Origin of the sequence: Devosia ginsengisoli (genome assembly GCF_024707105.1) — a bacterium.
Lineage (GTDB): Bacteria > Pseudomonadota > Alphaproteobacteria > Rhizobiales > Devosiaceae > Devosia > Devosia ginsengisoli_A.
Window position 1 is genome coordinate 356,059 of sequence record NZ_JANQAJ010000013.1, and the last position, 19,706, is coordinate 375,764.

Genomic DNA, 19,706 nt, shown 5'->3' on the forward strand with positions numbered 1-19,706 from the left:
AAGCCGATTCAACCTGCCAACGCGTTGAATCGGCTTCTCAATGTCTTGAATCAGTTTGTGAAGCGGATACCCCCTCCTAACCTCCCCTGATAGGGGGAGGAATCCACCCAGTGGGTTTGGCCAGATCATGCCACAAGCTCGATCTGTTCCTCCCCCTTTTCAGGGGAGGCTAGGAGGGGGTATTCTTTCTTCCCCCTCCTATTCTTCATCCTCGTCATCTCCACCCTCGATGGCGTCGAGAAATTCCAGCAGCATGGAATTGACCAGTTCGGGCCGCTCGATGCTGGGAATATGCGCCACGCCCTCCAGCACGGCGGCGAAGGCATTGGACATTTCCTCGGACAGATGCTCATGCCGGTCGATGATGGCGGTGAAATCCTCGTCGCCCACCAGCAGCAATGTCGGCGCGCCGACCTCGCTCACGCGCGGCCAGGCCAGCGGCGGCCGCTCCTCCTGCGTCAGCTCGGGCTTGCCCAGCGCCAAGGCATTCATGTCGAGAAACAGTTCGCGCGCCGCGCCGCCGACCCGCCCGCTCTGCGCCCGTGGCCCGTCGAGCCATTCATGCGCCTGCACAAGGTTGAGCATGTCGCGGTCGCCCCGCTCCCAGGCATCCTCCTCGGCCGCCTCGATCTGCTGTTCGGCCTCGGTCGCGCTCCACGGCGCTCCGGTAACCGAGGTGCCGAGCAGCACCAGCCCGATCACCCTGCCGGGATGGCGCAGCGCGAAATCCAGCGCCAGCCCGCCACCCATCGAGCAGCCCACCAGCACCGCCGCATGAATATCCAGCGAAGCGAGCACCGCTTCGAGATCGTCGATATGGCTGAAGGCCGCGTCCGCGCTTTCGCTCTCGCCATAGCCGCGCCGGTCATAGGCAATGGCGTGCCAGCCCTCTTCGGCCACGGCTTCCATCTGGCTTTCCCACATGCGCTTGTCGCAGACCCCGGCATGCAGGAACACCACCGGCAGGCCCTCGCCCACCTGGCGTCCCGCCAGAACGGCCCCGCCAACCGCGACCGAAAACGCCTCGCCAATCACCTGCAATTCTCCGTATCGGTAGCGTCGCTCCCCCGACGGGGCGCCGCTTTATTGCTCGACCAGCACGCAGAATTCGAAATCTTCACCGCGCGCCCAGCAGCCGGGCTTGCCGTCAACGGCGCGGAAGTCGCGCAGTTCCTCGGGCACCTGCCCCGGCCGCGCATCGGCCTCGATCAGGAACCCCGTACCGACGCCCTCCTCGACCAGCGTAAAGGCAAAGGTCCTGCCATCAGGCAGCGCAAATGTCAGCCCGCCGCCATCCAGCGCCACATCGCAATCGAACGTGTCATATCCGGTAACCGTACACTGCCCCGGCGCCCCCGCCGCCAGCGTCACCATCCCGCCCGTCGCAGCGACCATGACCGCGGCCGCCCAAATCATCCGTTTCAAGTCTTGCCCCCAGAGCAATCAGCCAGTGCATCGCCGTAGCTCTCTCTTAGCGCGGGAATGCCGGAGTGTCGCGGATTTTTGCGCGCACAGGTGAACGGAAGAACAAGCAGGCATGCCAGGGCGCCCGCCTGTCACGCGGTTGTCATGTCCCGTGCCAAAGCCGGCAGCGAAGGCGGACCCCGAAGCGATTGCCGCCCCGTAGGAAATTAACAATGAGACGACAATCGGCCCGGGGTGCCGGTTTTTGGAACAGCACAGGGAGTCGCGCACACGCTTCCGCCCGGGCTCGAACCTGTGGGAGAGGCCCCCCACCCGGCCCACCCCACCACCGTTCGCCTGCAGGCCGCCGTGTGGAGTGATGGAGGAAGGATAAGGGAGATTTTGGGGGCGGGGATAAGTTGGATAGCGCTTTCTATCCTTCTACCCGGCCAGTGGGCTGGCTCAACCCCAAGTTGTCCCCATAATGACACTCGGCAAGCCAGACTCGCGGGCCCGACTCAATTAAGACTTGACTAGCAGATTTAAGTTCTGCCTTTGTTCTTGTGTTTTTGGTACCTGTGAGGGCCTGTTCGTGAACATCCACGTCACTGATACCATTCTAGATCTGAACAAGAAGATGCAGGGTCAGCGTTTCCGCACAATCCTGGCGGACCCACCATGGCGCTTCGTCAATCGCACCGGCAAGGTTGCTCCAGAGCATCGCCGCCTTGCGCGATACGGCACCATGTCCACCGGGGAAATCTGCGACCTGCCCATCGCCAACTTCGCCGAGCCCACTGCTCATCTATATATGTGGGTGCCTAACGCCCTGCTTCCCGAAGGTCTGCAGGTCATGCAGTCCTGGGGCTTCCAGTACAAATCCAACATCGTCTGGCACAAGATCCGCAAGGATGGCGGCTCCGACGGGCGTGGCGTCGGTTTCTATTTTCGTAACGTTACCGAACTTCTACTGTTTGGCGTGCGTGGGAAGAACGCGCGCACCGAGCAACCGGGGCGCAGTCAGGTCAACTACATGTCGTCCCGTAAGCGCGAACATTCGCGCAAGCCGGACGAACAGTATGAGCTGATCGAGAGCTGCTCGAAAGGCCCATACCTCGAACTGTTCGCCCGCGGCACTCGACCCGGCTGGAGCTACTGGGGCAATCAGGCCGACGAGAGCTATCGCCCAACCTGGGAAACCTACGCCTACAATTCGGCGGCTGAATAGATGCCTGCCCCAACTGAATGGCGGCCCGGGAGCTTTACGAAGAACTATAGCTGGGGGCCCGAGGGGGCTGGTCTTAAGCAGTTACACGAAGCTATCCGGGTTGGGTTCGACGGGAAGACAGAACATGTAACCCGAAGTGAGTTTCGAAAAAGAATTGCACCGCTTGGCCGGCCAGACTACATCCCGATTAACTTTTTCCTTTTCAATATAACCCGCGCCGGGATCGACTGGATCGTTGCCGACGAGCTCGTTTTCCAAGCCATCAACTTTAGACACTCCGATCGCTTCGACAGTTTAGCGCTCTTCGCCTTCAACCTTAGCCTTGTCGGTAGTTGGAAAGGCGCAAAGCCCTACCAAAGTAGGCCGGCCTTGTGGGCTCATCACTATATAGCTGACAGATTCGGTCCTGACCTACAGTGGGAGCCGCGGCGCGCCACTGCGAACGATATACAGGGCTTTGTGTCAAAAAGCTCAAATTATACAGGCGAGGGTTCGCGAAAACTTTCTACCAATCTGGCGTATCTCTACACACAGGCCGGGCTGGGTGGCTTAAAGTCGAAGAAGGTCGAGCGTTGGTGGGTGGATGCACTTTTCTTAACGCTCGATCGAGTCTTGTTGACCCGGGAAATCCAAGGCCTTGTGTCACCAGAAGAGAACTACGAGAACTACTTGTTCGGATCTGGGTTTTTTCAAGTTTCTGGTAGTCGCAGCATTGAGAAAGACCTTGCAAGTAAACATCTGACGAGACTGTATAAGGCGTGCGGAGGATTACGCCGCTTTGACGACGAGGCGGTACGCGAAAGAACCGGCGTGCTTCTAGCCGAGGTCGCAAACTACATTGCAAATAACGACAATCCGATTGCCGCGGTCCATTCCACAAACCTGCGTATTGCAAAGTCGTTGCCAAAGGTCTGCTCGCTGTTGGCAAAATTTGCTGGGTTTGATGTATTTGATCTAGAAGATCTAGAAAACACGGACACATCGGAGTTAGCGCGGCAAAACATTCAGAGAGCGCTCTCAAGTCTGAGCGAACAAGGTATCAAACCCAACATTAGCTCAGAGGAATTAATGCGTATTTTGAGGGGCGAATGACAACGTTTGTCGATACGAATGTGCTGATAGATGCGCTTAATCCGGCCGCAAAGAACCATGAGTGGGCTAAGCAGCAGTTATTAGCGGCTGATCGGCCCTTAGTAGTTTGCGACGTTGTCTATAGTGAACTATCTGTCGGTATGGGCTCGATTGCAGACACGTCGGCAGCAATACAGTCGCTTTCAATCGAAAGAACCCGTTATTCTGACGCTGCGCTATTCATGGCTGGAAAAGCATTTAAGCAATATCGGACACGTGGGGGAGCGAAGTCCAACGTTCTGTCGGACTTTTTGATCGGAGCCGCGGCAAATGATGATGGAAGCCCTTTGCTGACAGCTAACCCCAAGGATTTCCGGAGCTACTTTCCGCAGCTGACGTTGATCTGCCCTCCATAGGTTGATCGGAGGAACCCACAGGATCCTCCGTATCCCATCCTTCACCGCGTCAGCGGCTTATACGTTGCCCGCTTCGGGTTCACCGCATCGGCGCCCAGCCGGCGGATCTTGTCCTGCTCATAGTCCGCGAAGTTGCCCTCGAACCACTCCACATGGCTGTCGCCCTCGAACGCCAGCATATGCGTGGCCAACCGGTCGAGGAACATGCGGTCGTGGCTGATGATCACGGCGCAGCCGGCGAATTCCTCCAACGCCTCTTCGAGCGCGGCGAGGGTTTCGGTGTCGAGGTCGTTGGTTGGTTCGTCGAGCAGCAGGACATTGGCGCCTGATTTGAGCATCTTGGCCAGGTGCACGCGGTTGCGCTGCCCGCCCGAGAGATTGCCCACCTTCTGCTGCTGGTCACCGCCCTTGAAGTTGAAGCTGGACGTATAGGCACGCGAATTGACCTCGCGCCTGCCCAGCATCAGCACTTCGTCGCCTTCCGAGATTTCTTCCCAGACGGTCTTGTTGGCGTTGAGGCTGTCGCGGCTCTGGTCGACATAACCGAGATGGACATTCTCGGCCACGGTCACCGTGCCGGCGTCGGGCTTTTCCTGGCCGGTCAGCATCTTGAACAGGGTGGTCTTGCCGGCGCCGTTCGGCCCGATAATGCCGACAATGCCGCCCGGCGGCAGCTTGAAGCTGAGGTTGTCGATCAGCAGGCGATCACCGAACGACTTGGAGAGCCCTTCCACGTCGATGACATTGTGGCCCAGCCGCTCGCCCGGCGGAATGATGATCTGCGCGGTGTGCGACTGGGTGCGCGCCTCGTTGATCTTGACCAGTTCGTCATAGGCCTTGATACGCGCCTTGGACTTGGACTGGCGCGCCTGCGGCGATTGGCCCATCCATTCCTTTTCGCGTTCCAGCACCTTGGCGCGGGCGGCATCCTCGCTCTTTTCCTGCGCGAAGCGCTTGGCCTTGGCGCCGAGATAGGCGGAATAGTTGCCCTCATAGGCAACGCCGCGCCCGCGATCGAGCTCGAGAATCCAGCCGGTGACATTGTCGAGGAAGTAGCGGTCGTGGGTGATGATCAGCACCGCGCCTTCGAATTCGCGCAGATGCCGCTCCAGCCAGGCCGTGGTTTCGGCGTCGAGATGGTTGGTCGGCTCGTCCAGCAGCAGCAGGTCGGGCTTGCTGAGCAGCAGCGCACAAAGCGCCACGCGGCGGCGCTCGCCACCGGACAGCGTGGTCACATCGGCATCGCCGGGCGGGCAGCCCAGGGCCTCCATGGCCACTTCGACCTGGCTTTCGAGATCCCACAGATTCTCGGCGTCGATCTGGTCCTGGAGCCGCGTCGCCTCGTCGGCCGTCTCGTCGGAATAGTCCATCATCAGCTCGTTATAACGATCGACGATGGCCTTCTTTTCCTTGACGCCGGTCATGACGTTGCCGAGCACGTTCAGCGCCGGATCGAGCTCCGGCTCCTGCGCCAGATAGCCCACCTTGGCGCCCTTGTCGGCCCAGGCTTCGCCCTGGAATTCGGTGTCGATGCCGGCCATGATCTTGAGCAAAGTCGACTTGCCGGAGCCATTGGGCCCCAGCACGCCGATCTTGGCGTCGGGGTAGAAACTGAGATGGATATTGTCCAACACCTTCTTGCCCCCGGCATAGGCTTTGGACATTCCGTGCATGTGGTAGATGAACTGGCGAGCCATAGGCTTGCGAACCTCTTCAGGACTTCGGGGAGAATTGGCCGTCTATGTAGGGTAACCGGGGCTATCAGGCAACTCTCCGAAGAGACCGGGCGCGGGGTCAGTGGCTTGTCCGGAATCGCCTTCGCGGTGGCTGACGATCCGACCTAGCCGAAACTCTGGGCCGGCGGCTCGAGCTCTTCCACCGCATCGGTGGCGACCAGCCGGTCGCGCCCCTGCGCCTTGGCCCGATAGAGCCGGCGGTCGGCAATGGCCATGAGTTCGGCCTGTTCCATGCCGCGCCCGGCAACCGCCAGGCCGATACTGGCCGTGACGCGTAGCCCCGGCCCGAGATCGGACCAGTCCGCCCGCGAAAATGCCTCACGCACCGCTTCGGCCACGGCCGCCGCCGGCTCGATATCGAGATCGGCAAACAGCAGCGCGAATTCCTCGCCACCCAGCCGGAAGGCCTGCATGCCCCAGCCCAGCCCGTTCAGCAGCTCGGCCGCGCGCCGCAGCACGGCATCCCCCACCAGGTGGGAATAGCTGTCATTGACCGCCTTGAAGTGGTCGAGATCGAGAATGCCGAGGCAGAAGCGGCTGCCGCGCAGTTCCTCGATCGCCGCATCGAACCGCCGCCGGTTCGGCAGCCCGGTCAGCGCATCCTGCCCTGCCTGTTCCTCGAAGACAGCCGCGCGCGCCTGCAGCTTGCGCGTTTGCAACTGCATTTCCACCAGTTGCGCCCGCCGCCGCGTCACATCGCCCATCTGCCGCTGATAGGCGGTGTGGAACTGCTTGTAGAGACCAAGCGCCTGCTCGAAATTGCCCAGCGCCTCATGCACTTCGGCAAGCCGCCTGATCGTATTGGCCTTGTGGTCGGCATTGGCATTGTCAGCCGCCAGCGCCACCGCCTCCTCGCTCAGCGCCAGTGCCTCGGCCAACTGGCCGCTATGGGTCAGCAATTCGGCGCTGGTATAGATGTAATGGATGCGCTCGCGCAGCCCCACCGTGCCGGCCACCGCCTCCCAGCGCGCCAGATAGGTCCGGGCAAGGGCAATATTGCCCGTCAGCACATGATATTCGGCCCCGTTGCACAGCGCCGTGCGCAGCGACCAGCTATCCCCGCACCCTTCTGCGACCGCAATGGCCCGGTCATTGGTGACGATGGCGAGTTCGCGCAGGCGGCGCCCCTCCGCCATGTCGCCGCGGCTTTCCGCCGCCTCGGCCATCGAGACCTGCGAATAGGCCAGGTTGGTGCGGTAAAGCGCTTCTTCCGAGCGGGCATCGAGCCCCGTCACCAGCTCCAGGCACCGGTCGAGCAACGGCCCGGCCAGGTGGTCCTGCCGGCAATACATCAGCGCAATGGCCTTGGTATTCATGGCAAAGGCCAGCATGCCCCGATCGGGTTGCATCTCGGCCAGGCGCATTGCCGTCTCCGCCTCGGCAAAGCCCTCGTCGACCAGCCCCATTTCCACCAATAGCCAGCTATAGATGGCCGAGGCATTGGCATGGCCATGGGTGCGGCCATGCTGGCTCCACAGCTCCTTGGCCGCCACGGCGCAGTCAATGCCCTCGTCGGCGAGCCCCAGTTGCAGACAGAACCAGGCGATCTGCGTCAGGCATTCGGCCATGCCCAGCCCGTCTTCTGCCGCCTCCGCCAGGCCATAGAGCCGACGCGACTCCGCCAGCGCCTCATCCGAACGCCCGGTGCGCCCCATGCGCCAGCACGCGGCAAGTTGTTTGGCAAAAGGCATCGACGACTGATCGGACACGTCGGGGAGCACACTCGATAAGGACACCTTATTGGAGCGCGATCCCGTAAAGATTCAGCAAAACCGCTCTATTGCAATTGCCCGATCGCGCATCAGCCCTCCGGCGCCACCCGGATCAGCCTTCCATTGTCTTCGTCGGTCAGCAGGTAGATCGCGCCATCTGGCCCCACCCGCACGTCGCGGATGCGACCCAGTTGGCCGGCGAACAGCCGCTCCTCGCCGACAATGGCGTCGCCCTCGACATCGAGCCGCACCAGCAATTGCCCGCTGAGCCCGCCCGCCAGCAGGTCGCCCTGCCATTCCGGCAACAGGTCACCCTCATAGAAATCGAGCCCCGAAGGCGAGATAGAGGGGTCCCAGTAATGCAGCGGCTGCTCCAGCCCCTCCTTTGCCGTGCCCTCGCCGATCGGCACCCCGGAATAATCGACGCCATAGGTAATGACCGGCCAGCCGTAATTGGCGCCGGGCTGCGGCATGTTCACCTCGTCCCCGCCGCGGGCACCATGCTCCACCGTGAACAGAACCCCGTCATCGCGCAGGGTCGCGCCCTGCGGATTGCGGTGGCCCTTGCTCCACAATTCCGGTGCCCAGCCCTCGGGTTTCGGATTGTCATCCGGCACCGAACCGTCAGGCGCAATGCGCACGATGGCCCCGGCCAGGTCCATCATGTCCTGCGCCCGGTTCTGGTCGCCCCGCTCGCCTAGTGTCACGAACAGGTTGCCGTCCTGCCCGATCACCACCCGCGAACCGAAATGCCGATTGGTGGTGGTGAAATTGTTCATGCGGAAAATGACCTGGCTGTCCTCCAGCCGCCCACTGTCGCCTTCCAGCACCAGCCGCGCCGACAGCAAAGCCGTCCCCTGCCCGCGCTGCAATCCGGCATCCTGCGCGCGCTCGGAGAAGGTGAGATAAATCTGCCCGCTCGTCTCGAAATCGGGCGCCAGCGCCAGGTCGAGCAAGCCGCCCTGCCCCTGGTTATAGACTTGGGGCAGGCCGGCAACGGGCGCGCCGACCACGCCCTCATCGATCACCCGCAACTGTCCGCTGCGTTCAGTCACCAGCATGCGCCCGTCGGGCAGGAAACCGAGTGCCCAGGGATGGTCCAATCCCTCGGCGACAACGGTGGCAGTGAGGTTGCCAGCGCTCGACTGGACGGTCTGGGCCGCTACGGTTGGGACAAGCGCCAGGAGCGCGGCGGAGGTTATGGCAAAGCGAAACATCTGAGGCCTTTCGACGCGACTAGGCGTAAAAACTTGAACCGGCATGTGAACATGACCATCTTCATATCGACACCCGCTTGACCGAAACGCGGCAGGCGGGCAATTTGAGCCCATCTCCCCTCAAAACTAATCGTGAAGCGCACGCCGAACGGGATTTTGGCTGGGGAGAAGGCTATGAGAGCATCGCGCGGAGAAGCGGGAAACCGCTTGTCCGCAAAATGCTATGACATCAAAGACTTGGAGCCGCATCGCGGCTCTATCGTGCCGAGGAGGCTACGAATGGACAAGATTCCGATGACGGTGGGTGGCCACAAGGCTCTCACCGCCGAGTTTGAGCATCGCACTGCCAATGAGCGCCGTCGCATCATCGACGCGATCGCCGAAGCGCGAGCCCATGGGGACCTGTCCGAAAACGCCGAATATTCGGCGGCCAAGGAACAGCAGAGCCTCAACGAGGGCCGCATCAAGGAACTCGAGACCATCCTGGCGCTGGCCGACATCATCGATGTCAGCAAGCTCAGCGGCAGCTCGGTCAAGTTCGGCGCCACCGTCACCTATCTCGACGAGGACACCGAGGAAGAAAAGACCTATCAGGTCGTCGGCGATCCCGAGGCCGATGCCTCGGCCGGCCGTATCTCGATTTCCTCGCCCATCGCCCGCGCCATGATCGGCAAATCCGAGGGCGATTCGTTCGAGGTTGCCGCACCCGGTGGTGCCCGCAGCTACGAAATCATCAAGATCAAGTATGTCTAGCGTTCGTCCGAAAAGTGCGGCGCGCTTTTCGGATGATTCGAACGCAAAAGAGCTGGAACGCGGCGGACAAGCTCCGCGCCTGGCGTTCCCCGCCCAAACTTTGGGCATTTGCTCATAAATCTTGAGCAGATGCCCATAAAGGGTGTGACATTTCCGTCTGTTCCACAGGCACGTAGCGGCCGGAGGAATGGTTTGCCTTGAAAGAGTACTCCTTCGGCCCTTAACTAGGGCCGAGGGATATTCGCATTTGTCGGAGAGCGTCGCGATGCACGCGAAAGTCATCATCATCGGTTCCGGCCCGGCCGGTTACACCGCTGCCATCTATGCGGCGCGCGCCATGCTGGAACCCGTGATGATTCAGGGTCTGCAGCCCGGTGGGCAACTGACCATCACCACCGATGTCGAGAATTATCCCGGCTTTGCCGACGTGATCCAGGGCCCCTGGCTCATGGACCAGATGAAAGCGCAGGCCGAGCATGTCGGCACGCGCATCGTCAACGACATCATCGTCAGCGTCGATTTCGACAAGCGCCCCTTCACGCTGACCAGCGATAGCGGCACCGTCTATACCGCCGACAGCGTCATCATCGCCACCGGCGCCCAGGCCAGGTGGCTGGGCCTGCCCAGCGAGCAGAAATTCCAGGGTTTCGGCGTTTCCGCCTGCGCCACCTGCGATGGCTTCTTCTATCGCAACAAGGAAGTGCTGGTGGTCGGCGGCGGCAATACCGCGGTCGAGGAAGCCCTGTTCCTCACCAATTTCGCCTCCAAGGTCATCCTGGTGCATCGCCGCAACGAATTCCGCGCCGAGCGCATCCTGCAGGAGCGCCTGTTCCGCAATCCCAAGATCGAAGTGCGCTGGAATACCGAAGTGGTCGAAGTCGGCGGCGCGCCCATGCCGCCCTCGGTCAATACGGTGACGCTGCGCGACATTGCCAGCAACCGCACCTATGAACAGCCGATCGACGGCGTCTTCATCGCCATCGGCCACGCGCCCTCCACCTCGATCTTCGCCGGCAAGCTCGACATGAAGCCCGGCGGCTATCTGCAGGTGAAGCCGGGCACCACCGAAACCAACGTGCCCGGCGTCTTTGCGGCGGGCGATGTGACCGACGACGTTTACCGCCAGGCAATCACGGCCGCAGGCATGGGTTGCATGGCGGCCCTCGAAGCGGAACGCTACCTCGCCGAACACGAACTCGCCGAAGCGGCGGAGTAGAAAACAGACACCCAACCAAAGGCGTCACCTAGAAATGCTCGACTGGGACAAACTTCGGATTTTCCACACCGCCGCCGAGTCGGGCAGTTTCACCCATGCCGCCGAGAAGCTCGGCATGAGCCAGTCGGCCGTGAGCCGGCAGATTTCCGCCCTCGAAGACGATCTGGGCCTCAAGCTCTTCATCCGTCATGCCCGCGGCCTGGTGCTGACCGAAGTGGGCGAACAACTGTTCCGCACCGCCCACCGCATGCATTGGGAACTCCAGCAGGTGGAAACCCAGATGTCCGAGAGCCAGGACGTCCCCACCGGCCCGCTGATCGTCACCACCACGGTCGGCATCGGCTCGACCTGGCTCTCTTCGCGGCTCGATGAATTTTTGAAGCTCTATCCGCTGATCCAGCTCGAAATCCGCCTCAACGACGCCGAGCTGGACCTGGCCATGCGCGAGGCCGACGTGGCCATCCGCCTGCACCGGCCCAACCAGTCCGAGATGATCCAGCGCAAGCTGTTCACCGTCCACAACCACTTCTATGCGTCCAACGCCTATATCGACGAATTCGGCATGCCCGCCAGCGCCGACCAGCTCGATGACCACCGCATCATCAGCTTCGGCGAGCCGGTGCCGTCCTATCTCGGCGACATCAACTATCTCGAACGCATGGGCCGCAGCGATTCCAGCCCGCGCCGCGCCGCGCTCAAGGTCAATGCCATCTACGGCATGATGCAGGCCTGCCGCGCCGGCATCGGCATCGCCATGCTGCCCGACTATGTCACCGAAAAGGAAGACGGCCTGGTCCAGGTGCTGCCCGAGATCGAACTGCCGGCCTATGAGGGCTATTTCGTCTATCCGCCCGCCCTCAAGAACTCCAAGCGCGTCGGCGTCTTCCGCGATTTCCTGGTGGCAAAAGCCAGGGAATGGAGCTTCTGATCGTCCCGCAGGCAAATCGCTCCGGTGGAGCAATTTGAGGTCAGAGAGCTGCGCTCGAATGGCGGTCGGAATATTCCCGCATCCACCGGCTCCACCCTCCTCCTTGTGGGGAGGGAAGCGAGATAGGACTTAGCGTCAGCTAAGTCCGTATATCGAGCAGGGTGGGGGTTTGCCTCCGCAAAAGCAGCGCGTATGACTCACCCCCACCCTTGATCCCTCCCCACAAGGGGGAGGGAGACGACTGGGAATTCGGTAGTCCCTATGCCCATCACCACCATCGCCCTCGATGCCGACGATACCCTCTGGCAGAACGAGCAGTTCTTCCGCCTCACCGAGCAGCGCTTCGCCGACCTGCTCAAGGACTATACCGACGCGCCCGACCTCAATGAGCGCCTGATCGCCTCGGTCACGAAGAACCTTTCCTTCTACGGTTTCGGCATGAAGGGCTTTGCCCTGTCCATGGTGGAAACCGCGCTCGACGTCACCGACCACCGCGTCCCCGGCACAGTCATCGCCGAAGTGCTGGCCGCCGGCCGCGAATTGCTGAGCTACCCCATCGAAACCCTGCCCTATGTCGACCAGGCCCTCGACGCGTTGCAGCAGACCCACCGGCTGATTCTGATCACCAAGGGCGACGTCTTCGACCAGGAGCGCAAGCTGGCCGCGTCGGGCCTGGCCGATTATTTCGCCGCCATTGAAATCGTCGCCGACAAGACCAGGGCCACCTATGCCCGCATCTTCGAGCGCCATACCGATGGCCCCGACCACACGGTCATGGTCGGTAATTCGCTGCGCTCCGACGTGCTGCCGCCACTCGAAGCGGGCAGCTACGCCGTCTATGTGCCGCATGACCTGACCTGGTCCTATGAACATGCCGAGGAGCCCGAGGGCCAGCCGCGCTATGCCCGCATCGCCCATCTCGGCGAACTGGCCGACGCCATCGCGCGGTTCGACGGATCGCGCTAAGCGTCGTTCATCGCCAATTCAGCCGGACACCGCTAGCAACGGCGCCACAGTCTTGGGGGAACAACACATGCGTTACGTCGCTGCGATCGGCATGCTGCCGGTCATCCTTCTTGCCAGCTTGCCCGCACAAGCACAGATGGTCACCATCAAGCCTGAGCAGATCGGCCAGATCTTCTGCATCTCCAGCCTCGGCAACGACATGTCGCCTACGGGTGCCGTGCTGGCTGATGACCTTGCTTCACTTATCGACAATGCCTTTGCCCGCAGCAACGAATACGAAATTGCTCATCCGGGCGACAAGCCGCCTATGGGCGACGGCGTCCCGTGGCGCACCTTTCCGGACTATGCCGATGGCTGCACGGTCGGGGAGGCGTCGGTGCGAGACTTGGTAGCGACCGTCGTCATCAACTACACTTTCTCGGAATACCCCGATGCCAACTATTCAAATTCCCTGATCCTGCTGCCCGACTATCCCGAGAACGGCCCTCCATATATCTGGCGCATTGACGACATCGACCTGGGCGACGGGAACACCCTGCGGGAGTCCCTGTATGCCGCTCTCGAGGCCTCCACCGAATAGTATCCATCGTCTGGCCCCGCCCATCCCTCTGCGAATGGTCCGGGGCCTTGATTCGGCATGATTATTCGGAATCGCATGCGCGAGGCGCATGGCTTCCATGTCACCTGCCCGATTGTTGAGCAGAAGCTCGCGGCCTATATGCCCCCCAGCACAGCGGGCGCTTCTCCTCCTCCCTTGCGCCCTGCTGCGTTCCCTCCTTGCGGGAATTCGTTCCTGCAACTTATGTGGCTCCGCTCTCCCCTCGAGCGGGGCCACATTTTTATCCAGCCTACGCGAAATTGCATGGCTGACATGTTCGTCATCGTATTGTCTACCGATCCGATAGAGTTCATATTGCCATTGTCGCTGAGACGCGCTCCGTATCCTCCTCCCTCGGACCCCGTATCGCGACACCGAACCGGGATCGTATCCTCCTCCCTCGATCCAGGTTCAACGGCAGAGCGCATATCCTCCTCCCTTGCTCTCTGCCCCACTTTCGATTTGGCTTCGGCCCTATCATCAGGCTCCAACTTCGGTTGGAGCCTCTTTTTTTGCCCGCGCCGCCCACGCAACGATCCGCTCACACCCGCGTTACTTCCTGCGCGATATGTGCTTTGGAGCGTCAAATGTCCCTTCTAATCAGTATTCTGATCACCTTCCTGGTGGTCGTCCTCATTCTATGGCTGGTTCAGCGCCTGCCGGTCGAGGCCCGTGTCCGCCAGATCATCCAGATTGTGGTGATCGTCATCGGCATCATTTCCCTGCTGAAATACCTGGCAGTCTTCTGACACCACCGAAAGAAGACCCCCGGGTTGACAGAATGTCGCTGTGCGAAATGCATGGCAGTCATGTTGACCCATCTATTGCTGACCAAACGGTCAAAACCTATATTGGCTTTGTCGCTGGTGAAGCCGCTCCGTATCCTCCTCCCCTCGGACCCGCTTCTTGCGACACCGGATCTAGGCCATCTCCTCCTCCCTTGGCCTGGGTTCACCCGGTTCGGCGCATCTCCTCCTCCCTTGCGCTGGACCAAAACTTTCGATTTGGCTTCGGCCCTATCATCAGGCTCCAACTTCGGTTGGAGCCTTTTTTTCCCGGAGCACAGACCTGTCGGCGAATCTGCATGGCAGCGTTTCCCATTGCGCGTTTGTGTCGCGCTATCAGGAGTCCGATACTGCGCCCGACCAGACCAGCGGCGTTCGTGGCGCCGCTCCTCCAAGGTCAGACGCTTCGGCTGACGACCTCTAAGGCCCTGCCCATCCCCTCGGGCGGGGCCTTTCTTTACCGGTCGATTCTTTCCCCAATCCCGGCAAGTTCTGCCGCCCTTTCCGGGCGCAGAAATACCAACGGATTGTTTTCGCTGAATTTTCCATCCGGCACGCCGCTTGCATCACGGTCTCTGACCGATCGCAGGAGCATCCGATGGTTGCCGTCAGCAGCGCCTATTCCACATCGAGCTATTACAAGGCCGCCGCCTCGGCCCAGGCCGCCGGCGCGACCAGCACCAGCACGGCGGCAACCGGCAGCACCACGGAACAGGCGGCAACCTCGGTCACCCTGTCCGACGAAGCCCTGGCCGCCCTCGCCGACCGCACCTTCGCCACCGTGATTTCAGATGCCCGCGCCAAGCTCACCACCCTGCTGACCGAAGCCGACCGCACCTCGCCGCTCGAAGGCGGCAAGCTGGCACTCGACCTGACCAGCCTCGACGCCCGCGAACTCTTCGCCATGGCCAGCGACGACAGCTTCACTCCTGACGAACGCGAGGCAGCCGGCCTCGAAATGCAGCGCCGTTTCGAAGCGGCCCTGTCCGGCCCCGCCGCCATTGCCGAAGTCACCGGCAATTTCACCGCCCTCTACAAGGCCGCCGCCGAATATCTCGACAGCCTCGGCCTCGAGGAAAAGGCCGGCACCGACTGGATCGCCGGCCGCGCCGCCATCACCGAAGCGCAGAAACAGTTGCAGATCGCCCCCAAGACCATGCCCGATGCGGGCGAGGACGATCCGGTGGCGCTCTATCTGGCGCTGGTCGAAGCCGGCAAGTCCGCCCAGCCGCAGGATATCGCCGACGTGGCCACCGGCGCCCGCAAGACGCTCGACGCCCTCTATGCCGATGCCATCAAGACCGGCAAGGTGCCCACCTTCAACAAGAACACCACCATCGGCACCTATATCGACATGTCCAAATTCGGCAGCCGCACGCTGTCCGCCATCGTGCTCGACAAGACCGGCCAGTTCACCGACCAGGAAGTCAGCGCCGCCAATACGGCCATGCGCGGCAAGAGCGGCGCGGCCCTGCTGGCCGGCTTCCAGAACGCCGCCAAATCCAGCGATCCCACGGCCTTCAGCCAGAACATCATGTCCCTCTTCGCCTCGATGACATCAGAGGAACGCCAGGCCGCCGGCTGGAGCGACCAGTTCTACCAGGCCGCCGTGCAGAGCTACCAGACCACCACCAAACTCATGGACATGTTCGCCCAGGCCGGGGGCGGCAATACTGGCTTCCTGAGCTGGCTGGGGAAATAGCGGCAAGCCTCACCCACCACCTGATCATCCCTCTCCCCTTGTGGGAGAGGGATAGAAAATTCGCGTTCAGCGGATTTTCGAGGGTGAGGGGTCCTGCGCCATCCCATGCTTCAATGCCAAGGATAGCGTGGCGCCCCCTCATCCGCCCTTCGGGCACCTTCTCCCACGAGGGGAGAAGGGCACTCCGTGGGATGGCACCACCAAACCCACCCTCCCCCTTTGTGGGGAGGGAAGCGAGATAGGACTTAGCTTCAGCTAAGTCCGTTGGTGGGGGGTATCTCTCCGCGAGTCCGATCCTGGAGGGACGCCTGATCGCCAGCGCCACTAGCGTATCCCCGCGCAGAACCCCTGTATCCGCGCCACCGCTTCTTCCAGTTCGGCATTGCTGGCCGCATAGCTCAGCCGGAAATGCCCGGGCAATCCGAAGGCCGTGCCATGCACCAGCGCCACGCCGGTTTCCTCCAGCAGCGCCATGACGAAATCCTCGTCATTATCAAGCTGCTTGCCTCCGGCACTGGTCTTGCCCAGCAGCCGCTTGCACGAGGGGAATACGTAGAACGCGCCTTCCGGCACGAGGCAATCGAGCCCGGTATTGGCATTGAGCCCCTTGACCACGAGATCCCGCCGCTCCTGGAACACCTGCCGCCAGTCGGCGAGAAATTCCTGCGGCCCGTTCAGCGCTTCCACCGCCGCCCATTGCGCGATGGAGCTGGGATTGGTGGTCGACTGGCTCTGCAGCTTCAGCATCGCCCCCAGAATATGCCGCGGCCCAGTGCAGTAGCCGATGCGCCAGCCGGTCATGGCATGCGACTTGGAAACGCCGTTCATCGTCAGCGTGCGGGGCTGCAATGTCGGCTCCACCTGCGCGATAGTGGCGAATGTGCCGCCGTCATAGACCAGCACTTCATAGATATCGTCGGTGAGAATATGCACATGCGGATGCCGCAGCAGCACCGCAGCCAGCCCCTTGAGCTCCTCCGCCGTATAGGCCGCCCCGCTGGGATTGGACGGTGTGTTGAGGATCAGCCACTTGGTCTTGGGCGTGATCGCCGCTTCCAGCACCTCCGGCTTGAGCTTGAAGCCCGTCGTGTCATCAGCCACCGCGAACACCGGCTCGGCTCCGCACAGTCGCACGATTTCCGGATAGCTCACCCAATAGGGCACCGGCACCACGACCTCGTCACCCGGATTGAGCGTCGCCATCAGCGCGTTGAAGATGATCTGCTTGCCGCCCGAGGCGACGAAACAGTCCGCCGCCGTCACGTCCAGCCCGTTATCGCGCCGGAACTTGGCCGCCACGGCTTCCTTCAGCTCGGGAATGCCATCGACATTGGTGTAGCGCGTCTTGCCTTCGGCCATGGCGCGGATGGCCGCCTCGCGCACATGCAGCGGCGTGTCGAAATCCGGCTCGCCGGCGGACAGCGCGATGATATCGCGCCCCTCCTGCGCCATGGTGCGCGCCTTCTGGCTGATCGCCACCGTCGCCGACGGCGCCACGCGCTCCAATGCTTCGGACAAGAACCCCATTCGTCACTCTCCCCGGAAATCCGGGCAAACTGATACGGCCTCGCGCCATCAGGGGCAAGCTATGCCTTGGGCGGAGAAGTGGTCTCGCGCACCACCAGCCGAGCCTGCAACACCTGCTTGCCCTCGACCTGCCTGCCGCCCAGCGTCGCCTCGACGGCCCGCCGGGCGATTTCCTTCATGGGCTGCTCCATCGTCGTGAGCTTGGGCGTCGCCACCGCGCTTTCCGGCACCCCGTCGAACCCGATCACCGAGACATCATCGGGCACCGTCCGTCCGCTGCGGAACAGCCAGTCGACCGCATACATGGCGATCTTGTCCGACATGGCCAATATCGCCGTCGGCTGCTCCGGCCCGGCAAACATTTCGGCCATGACGGCATGCGTACTGGCCTCGTCTTCACGCGTCTCGAAGACCGGCGCTGTCGAGCGGTCTATCCCCGCGGCCTCCATGGCCTGCCAATAGCCCCTCGCCCGGTCCCGCGACGAGGAATAGGTGGCCGCCCGCACATAGTCCGCATCGACACGTCCGGCATTGCCGTGGCTGAGCATCGCCGACAGAATGGCCAGCCGCCGGTGTCCCAGCCCGATGACATGTTCCGCCGCAACGCGGGCGCCGGTAATGTTGTCGACGCCGATGGCCGGAATATCCCGCGCCGCCGCCGCGCCGATGGCCAGCGCGACGAAGGGCAATTGCCGCTGCCGCGTAATCTCCACCAGCCGCTCCCCGCCTTCGACGCAGAGCAGGATGAAGCCATCCACCAGCGCCGACTGCACATTCCAGTCCAGCCGCTCGTCGCTGCGCGCCGAAACCAGGGCCACGCCGGCCCCCCGGGCATCGCAGATTTCCGATATCTCGGTCATCAGGTGGCGCGCCCACGGATCTTCGAAGAAATAGCGCAGCGGCTCGATCGCCGCCACGCCCACCGCATTGACCTTGCCCTGCCGCAGCAGCCGCCCGGTCACGCTGGGGCCGGCATAACCAAGATCCTTGGCCACGGCCAGCACATGCTCGCGCACTTCGTCGCGCACGACTTCGGGCTTGCTGAACACGTTGGACGCCGTGCCCTGCGACACCCCCGCCGCCTTGGCCACGTCCTTGAGCCTGATGCTCGCTTCACCCTGCCGCGTCACTGCCCGTCGAACTCCCTTTGCATCATGCCCTCTCCTAGCAGAATTTTTGTATCGGTTCAAATTTCGCTTGACTCGGCCGCGTATCGGTTCCATTTTGAACCGGTTCAACCGCATTTCCCTATCGACATTTTGAATCGATCCAAAGGAGACTGAAAATGATCCCGGCCAGCTACCTGTTCAAGGATATCTATCGCCAGCACTGGGAAGCGCCCGCCGCCATCAAGACGCGGCGCTTCCCCGATGGCCTGCTACGCCCCCTCGCCCGCGCCGTCAGCGCCTTGCTGGCCCACCAGGACAAGACGCGCAGTCATCATTTCGGCGCCCACGCCTATGACTGACCCCATCTGTCGCCAAGGCCGGCATTCGGCTCAGATGCCGAGGCCGGCCGCCCGCCGCATTACCACGCCCTGCACCCGCCAGCCCTCATCCGGCTCGTCGGCCAGTTGATAGACCGCCTCATAGAGAAGCTGGTCCGCCCCGACGAATGTCACCACCTGCAGCACCGCGGTCTCGCTGATCCGGTTGAAGGCGCCGAAGCTATGCGTCCGCGACTCCCCGATCGCCCCATAGCCCGCCGCGGCAATGGCCTCGTCGAACATCTCGGGCTCCCCGGCGAACTGCATGCGGAACCCCTGCCCGGCAAAGCCCAGCGCCGCTGCGCCATCCTGCGCCCGAAACGCCGCGATCTGCCCGCTCACCACCGCCTGCCACGGCGCCGGCTCGCCCTGTGCCACACCGGGCGCAACCAGCGCCGCCAGCAGCATTGTCAACGCGAATATCCTGCGCATGCACGCCTCCCCGGCGGTCTCCCGCCACAGTTTCGCCGCCAAATGGTACGCGCCCGACCCCATTCGACACAAACTCGAACCGCATTCGCATGGCTTGATGCCAATATTGCGAAGACAAGGGCCTCGACGTCGATCCCATGCAGAAATCTACGTCTACCAAGCGGAAAAGTTTCAGGCTCTATGCCATTGCCTCGACGGCCATCGTGGGCCTCGGCGCAGTGGTTGCCCTGATAGCCGGCGTCACACCGGCCACTGCCGCGAACCTGGCCAGCCAGCCCGATACCCAGATCGCGGTGTTCATGGTGCCGCTGACCATCCTCGTCGTCGCGATACTGTTCGAAGCCGCGCGCATTGCCTTGCGCGGTGCTTTGCCGGCGGAAGCTCCAATTCGCCGTACGACCCGCCGCCACTGGTCCCCTGTCCAGGGCGAGGGTTGACCTCCCTGATTCCCGACGTCACTGGGCCGGCCTTGCGCCGGCCCTTTTTCTTTTTTCCGACCATCGGCCTATTGCCGCGCGATGGGTCGAGG

At 62.3% G+C, this 19,706-nt stretch carries 20 protein-coding genes; 12 read left to right on the top strand and 8 right to left on the bottom strand.

What is annotated here, in order from left to right:
* Positions 1 to 198: 198 nt before the first annotated feature.
* Complete coding sequence (locus tag NVV79_RS21835; protein WP_303994129.1) at positions 199 to 1,035, bottom strand: alpha/beta fold hydrolase; 837 nt, start codon at positions 1,033 to 1,035, stop codon at positions 199 to 201.
* A gap of 48 nt (positions 1,036 to 1,083) precedes the next feature.
* The gene (locus tag NVV79_RS21840) at positions 1,084 to 1,425 is read right to left on the bottom strand and encodes a hypothetical protein (protein WP_303994131.1); all 342 of its coding nucleotides are present in this window, start codon (positions 1,423 to 1,425) and stop codon (positions 1,084 to 1,086) included.
* 571 nt (positions 1,426 to 1,996) lie between these two features.
* On the opposite strand from NVV79_RS21840, the gene NVV79_RS21845 reads away from it, so the two are divergent.
* The 3 genes from NVV79_RS21845 to NVV79_RS21855 are packed head-to-tail and all read left to right on the top strand — an operon-like array spanning position 1,997 to position 4,119.
* The gene (locus tag NVV79_RS21845) at positions 1,997 to 2,632 is read left to right on the top strand and encodes an MT-A70 family methyltransferase (RefSeq protein ID WP_303994136.1); all 636 of its coding nucleotides are present in this window, start codon (positions 1,997 to 1,999) and stop codon (positions 2,630 to 2,632) included.
* Positions 2,633 to 3,724, top strand: coding sequence for a hypothetical protein (locus NVV79_RS21850; RefSeq protein ID WP_303994139.1), 1,092 nt, complete (start codon positions 2,633 to 2,635; stop codon positions 3,722 to 3,724).
* Positions 3,721 to 4,119 carry a type II toxin-antitoxin system VapC family toxin gene (locus tag NVV79_RS21855; protein ID WP_303994142.1) on the top strand — a complete coding sequence of 133 codons (399 nt, stop codon included), beginning with the start codon at positions 3,721 to 3,723 and terminating at the stop codon, positions 4,117 to 4,119. Before NVV79_RS21850 ends, NVV79_RS21855 begins: the two co-directional genes overlap by 4 nt.
* 41 nt (positions 4,120 to 4,160) lie before the next feature.
* On the opposite strand, the gene ettA is transcribed toward NVV79_RS21855, so the two are convergent.
* The 3 genes from ettA to NVV79_RS21870 form a co-directional block, all read right to left on the bottom strand.
* The gene (gene ettA / locus NVV79_RS21860; RefSeq protein ID WP_303994145.1) at positions 4,161 to 5,816 is read right to left on the bottom strand and encodes an energy-dependent translational throttle protein EttA; all 1,656 of its coding nucleotides are present in this window, start codon (positions 5,814 to 5,816) and stop codon (positions 4,161 to 4,163) included.
* Between the two features lie 143 nt (positions 5,817 to 5,959).
* Entirely contained in the window at positions 5,960 to 7,546 is a 1,587-nt protein-coding gene (locus NVV79_RS21865; protein WP_303994147.1) for a GGDEF domain-containing protein, read from the bottom strand.
* 110 nt (positions 7,547 to 7,656) lie between these two features.
* Entirely contained in the window at positions 7,657 to 8,784 is a 1,128-nt protein-coding gene (locus NVV79_RS21870) for a PQQ-dependent sugar dehydrogenase (RefSeq protein ID WP_303994149.1), read from the bottom strand.
* Positions 8,785 to 9,063: 279 nt separating this feature from the next.
* Here NVV79_RS21870 and greA point away from each other — a divergent pair, with 279 nt between their 5' ends.
* The 7 genes from greA to NVV79_RS21905 all read left to right on the top strand — a co-directional run bounded on the left by greA (position 9,064) and on the right by NVV79_RS21905 (position 15,732).
* On the top strand, positions 9,064 to 9,537 hold the full coding sequence (gene greA, locus NVV79_RS21875) for a transcription elongation factor GreA (RefSeq protein ID WP_303994151.1): 474 nt from the start codon (positions 9,064 to 9,066) through the stop codon (positions 9,535 to 9,537).
* Between the two features lie 265 nt (positions 9,538 to 9,802).
* Positions 9,803 to 10,753: a thioredoxin-disulfide reductase gene (gene trxB, locus NVV79_RS21880; RefSeq protein WP_303994154.1), complete on the top strand. Its 951-nt coding sequence runs from the start codon at positions 9,803 to 9,805 to the stop codon at positions 10,751 to 10,753.
* Between the two features lie 34 nt (positions 10,754 to 10,787).
* Positions 10,788 to 11,681 carry a LysR family transcriptional regulator gene (locus NVV79_RS21885; RefSeq protein WP_303994157.1) on the top strand — a complete coding sequence of 298 codons (894 nt, stop codon included), beginning with the start codon at positions 10,788 to 10,790 and terminating at the stop codon, positions 11,679 to 11,681.
* Positions 11,682 to 11,942: 261 nt separating this feature from the next.
* Entirely contained in the window at positions 11,943 to 12,647 is a 705-nt protein-coding gene (locus NVV79_RS21890; RefSeq protein WP_303994160.1) for an HAD family hydrolase, read from the top strand.
* Between the two features lie 67 nt (positions 12,648 to 12,714).
* Complete coding sequence (locus NVV79_RS21895; RefSeq protein ID WP_303994163.1) at positions 12,715 to 13,227, top strand: hypothetical protein; 513 nt, start codon at positions 12,715 to 12,717, stop codon at positions 13,225 to 13,227.
* Between the two features lie 605 nt (positions 13,228 to 13,832).
* On the top strand, positions 13,833 to 13,994 hold the full coding sequence (locus NVV79_RS21900; RefSeq protein ID WP_303994165.1) for a Thivi_2564 family membrane protein: 162 nt from the start codon (positions 13,833 to 13,835) through the stop codon (positions 13,992 to 13,994).
* A 634-nt stretch (positions 13,995 to 14,628) separates the two neighbouring features.
* On the top strand, positions 14,629 to 15,732 hold the full coding sequence (locus NVV79_RS21905; protein ID WP_303994167.1) for a hypothetical protein: 1,104 nt from the start codon (positions 14,629 to 14,631) through the stop codon (positions 15,730 to 15,732).
* 324 nt (positions 15,733 to 16,056) lie between these two features.
* Here NVV79_RS21905 and NVV79_RS21910 read toward each other — a convergent pair whose 3' ends face one another.
* Positions 16,057 to 17,259 carry a pyridoxal phosphate-dependent aminotransferase gene (locus tag NVV79_RS21910; RefSeq protein WP_303994170.1) on the bottom strand — a complete coding sequence of 401 codons (1,203 nt, stop codon included), beginning with the start codon at positions 17,257 to 17,259 and terminating at the stop codon, positions 16,057 to 16,059.
* Between the two features lie 59 nt (positions 17,260 to 17,318).
* The gene (locus NVV79_RS21915; RefSeq protein ID WP_303994173.1) at positions 17,319 to 18,389 is read right to left on the bottom strand and encodes a LacI family DNA-binding transcriptional regulator; all 1,071 of its coding nucleotides are present in this window, start codon (positions 18,387 to 18,389) and stop codon (positions 17,319 to 17,321) included.
* 155 nt (positions 18,390 to 18,544) lie between these two features.
* Between NVV79_RS21915 and NVV79_RS21920 the strand changes: the two genes are divergently transcribed.
* Positions 18,545 to 18,727 (top strand): hypothetical protein, encoded by a 183-nt coding sequence (locus tag NVV79_RS21920; RefSeq protein ID WP_303994176.1) that lies wholly within the window; start codon positions 18,545 to 18,547, stop codon positions 18,725 to 18,727.
* Positions 18,728 to 18,757: 30 nt separating this feature from the next.
* On the opposite strand, the gene NVV79_RS21925 is transcribed toward NVV79_RS21920, so the two are convergent.
* On the bottom strand, positions 18,758 to 19,177 hold the full coding sequence (locus NVV79_RS21925; RefSeq protein ID WP_303994179.1) for a DUF4864 domain-containing protein: 420 nt from the start codon (positions 19,175 to 19,177) through the stop codon (positions 18,758 to 18,760).
* A gap of 137 nt (positions 19,178 to 19,314) precedes the next feature.
* On the opposite strand from NVV79_RS21925, the gene NVV79_RS21930 reads away from it, so the two are divergent.
* Entirely contained in the window at positions 19,315 to 19,614 is a 300-nt protein-coding gene (locus NVV79_RS21930) for a hypothetical protein (protein WP_303994182.1), read from the top strand.
* Positions 19,615 to 19,706 lie beyond the last annotated feature (92 nt).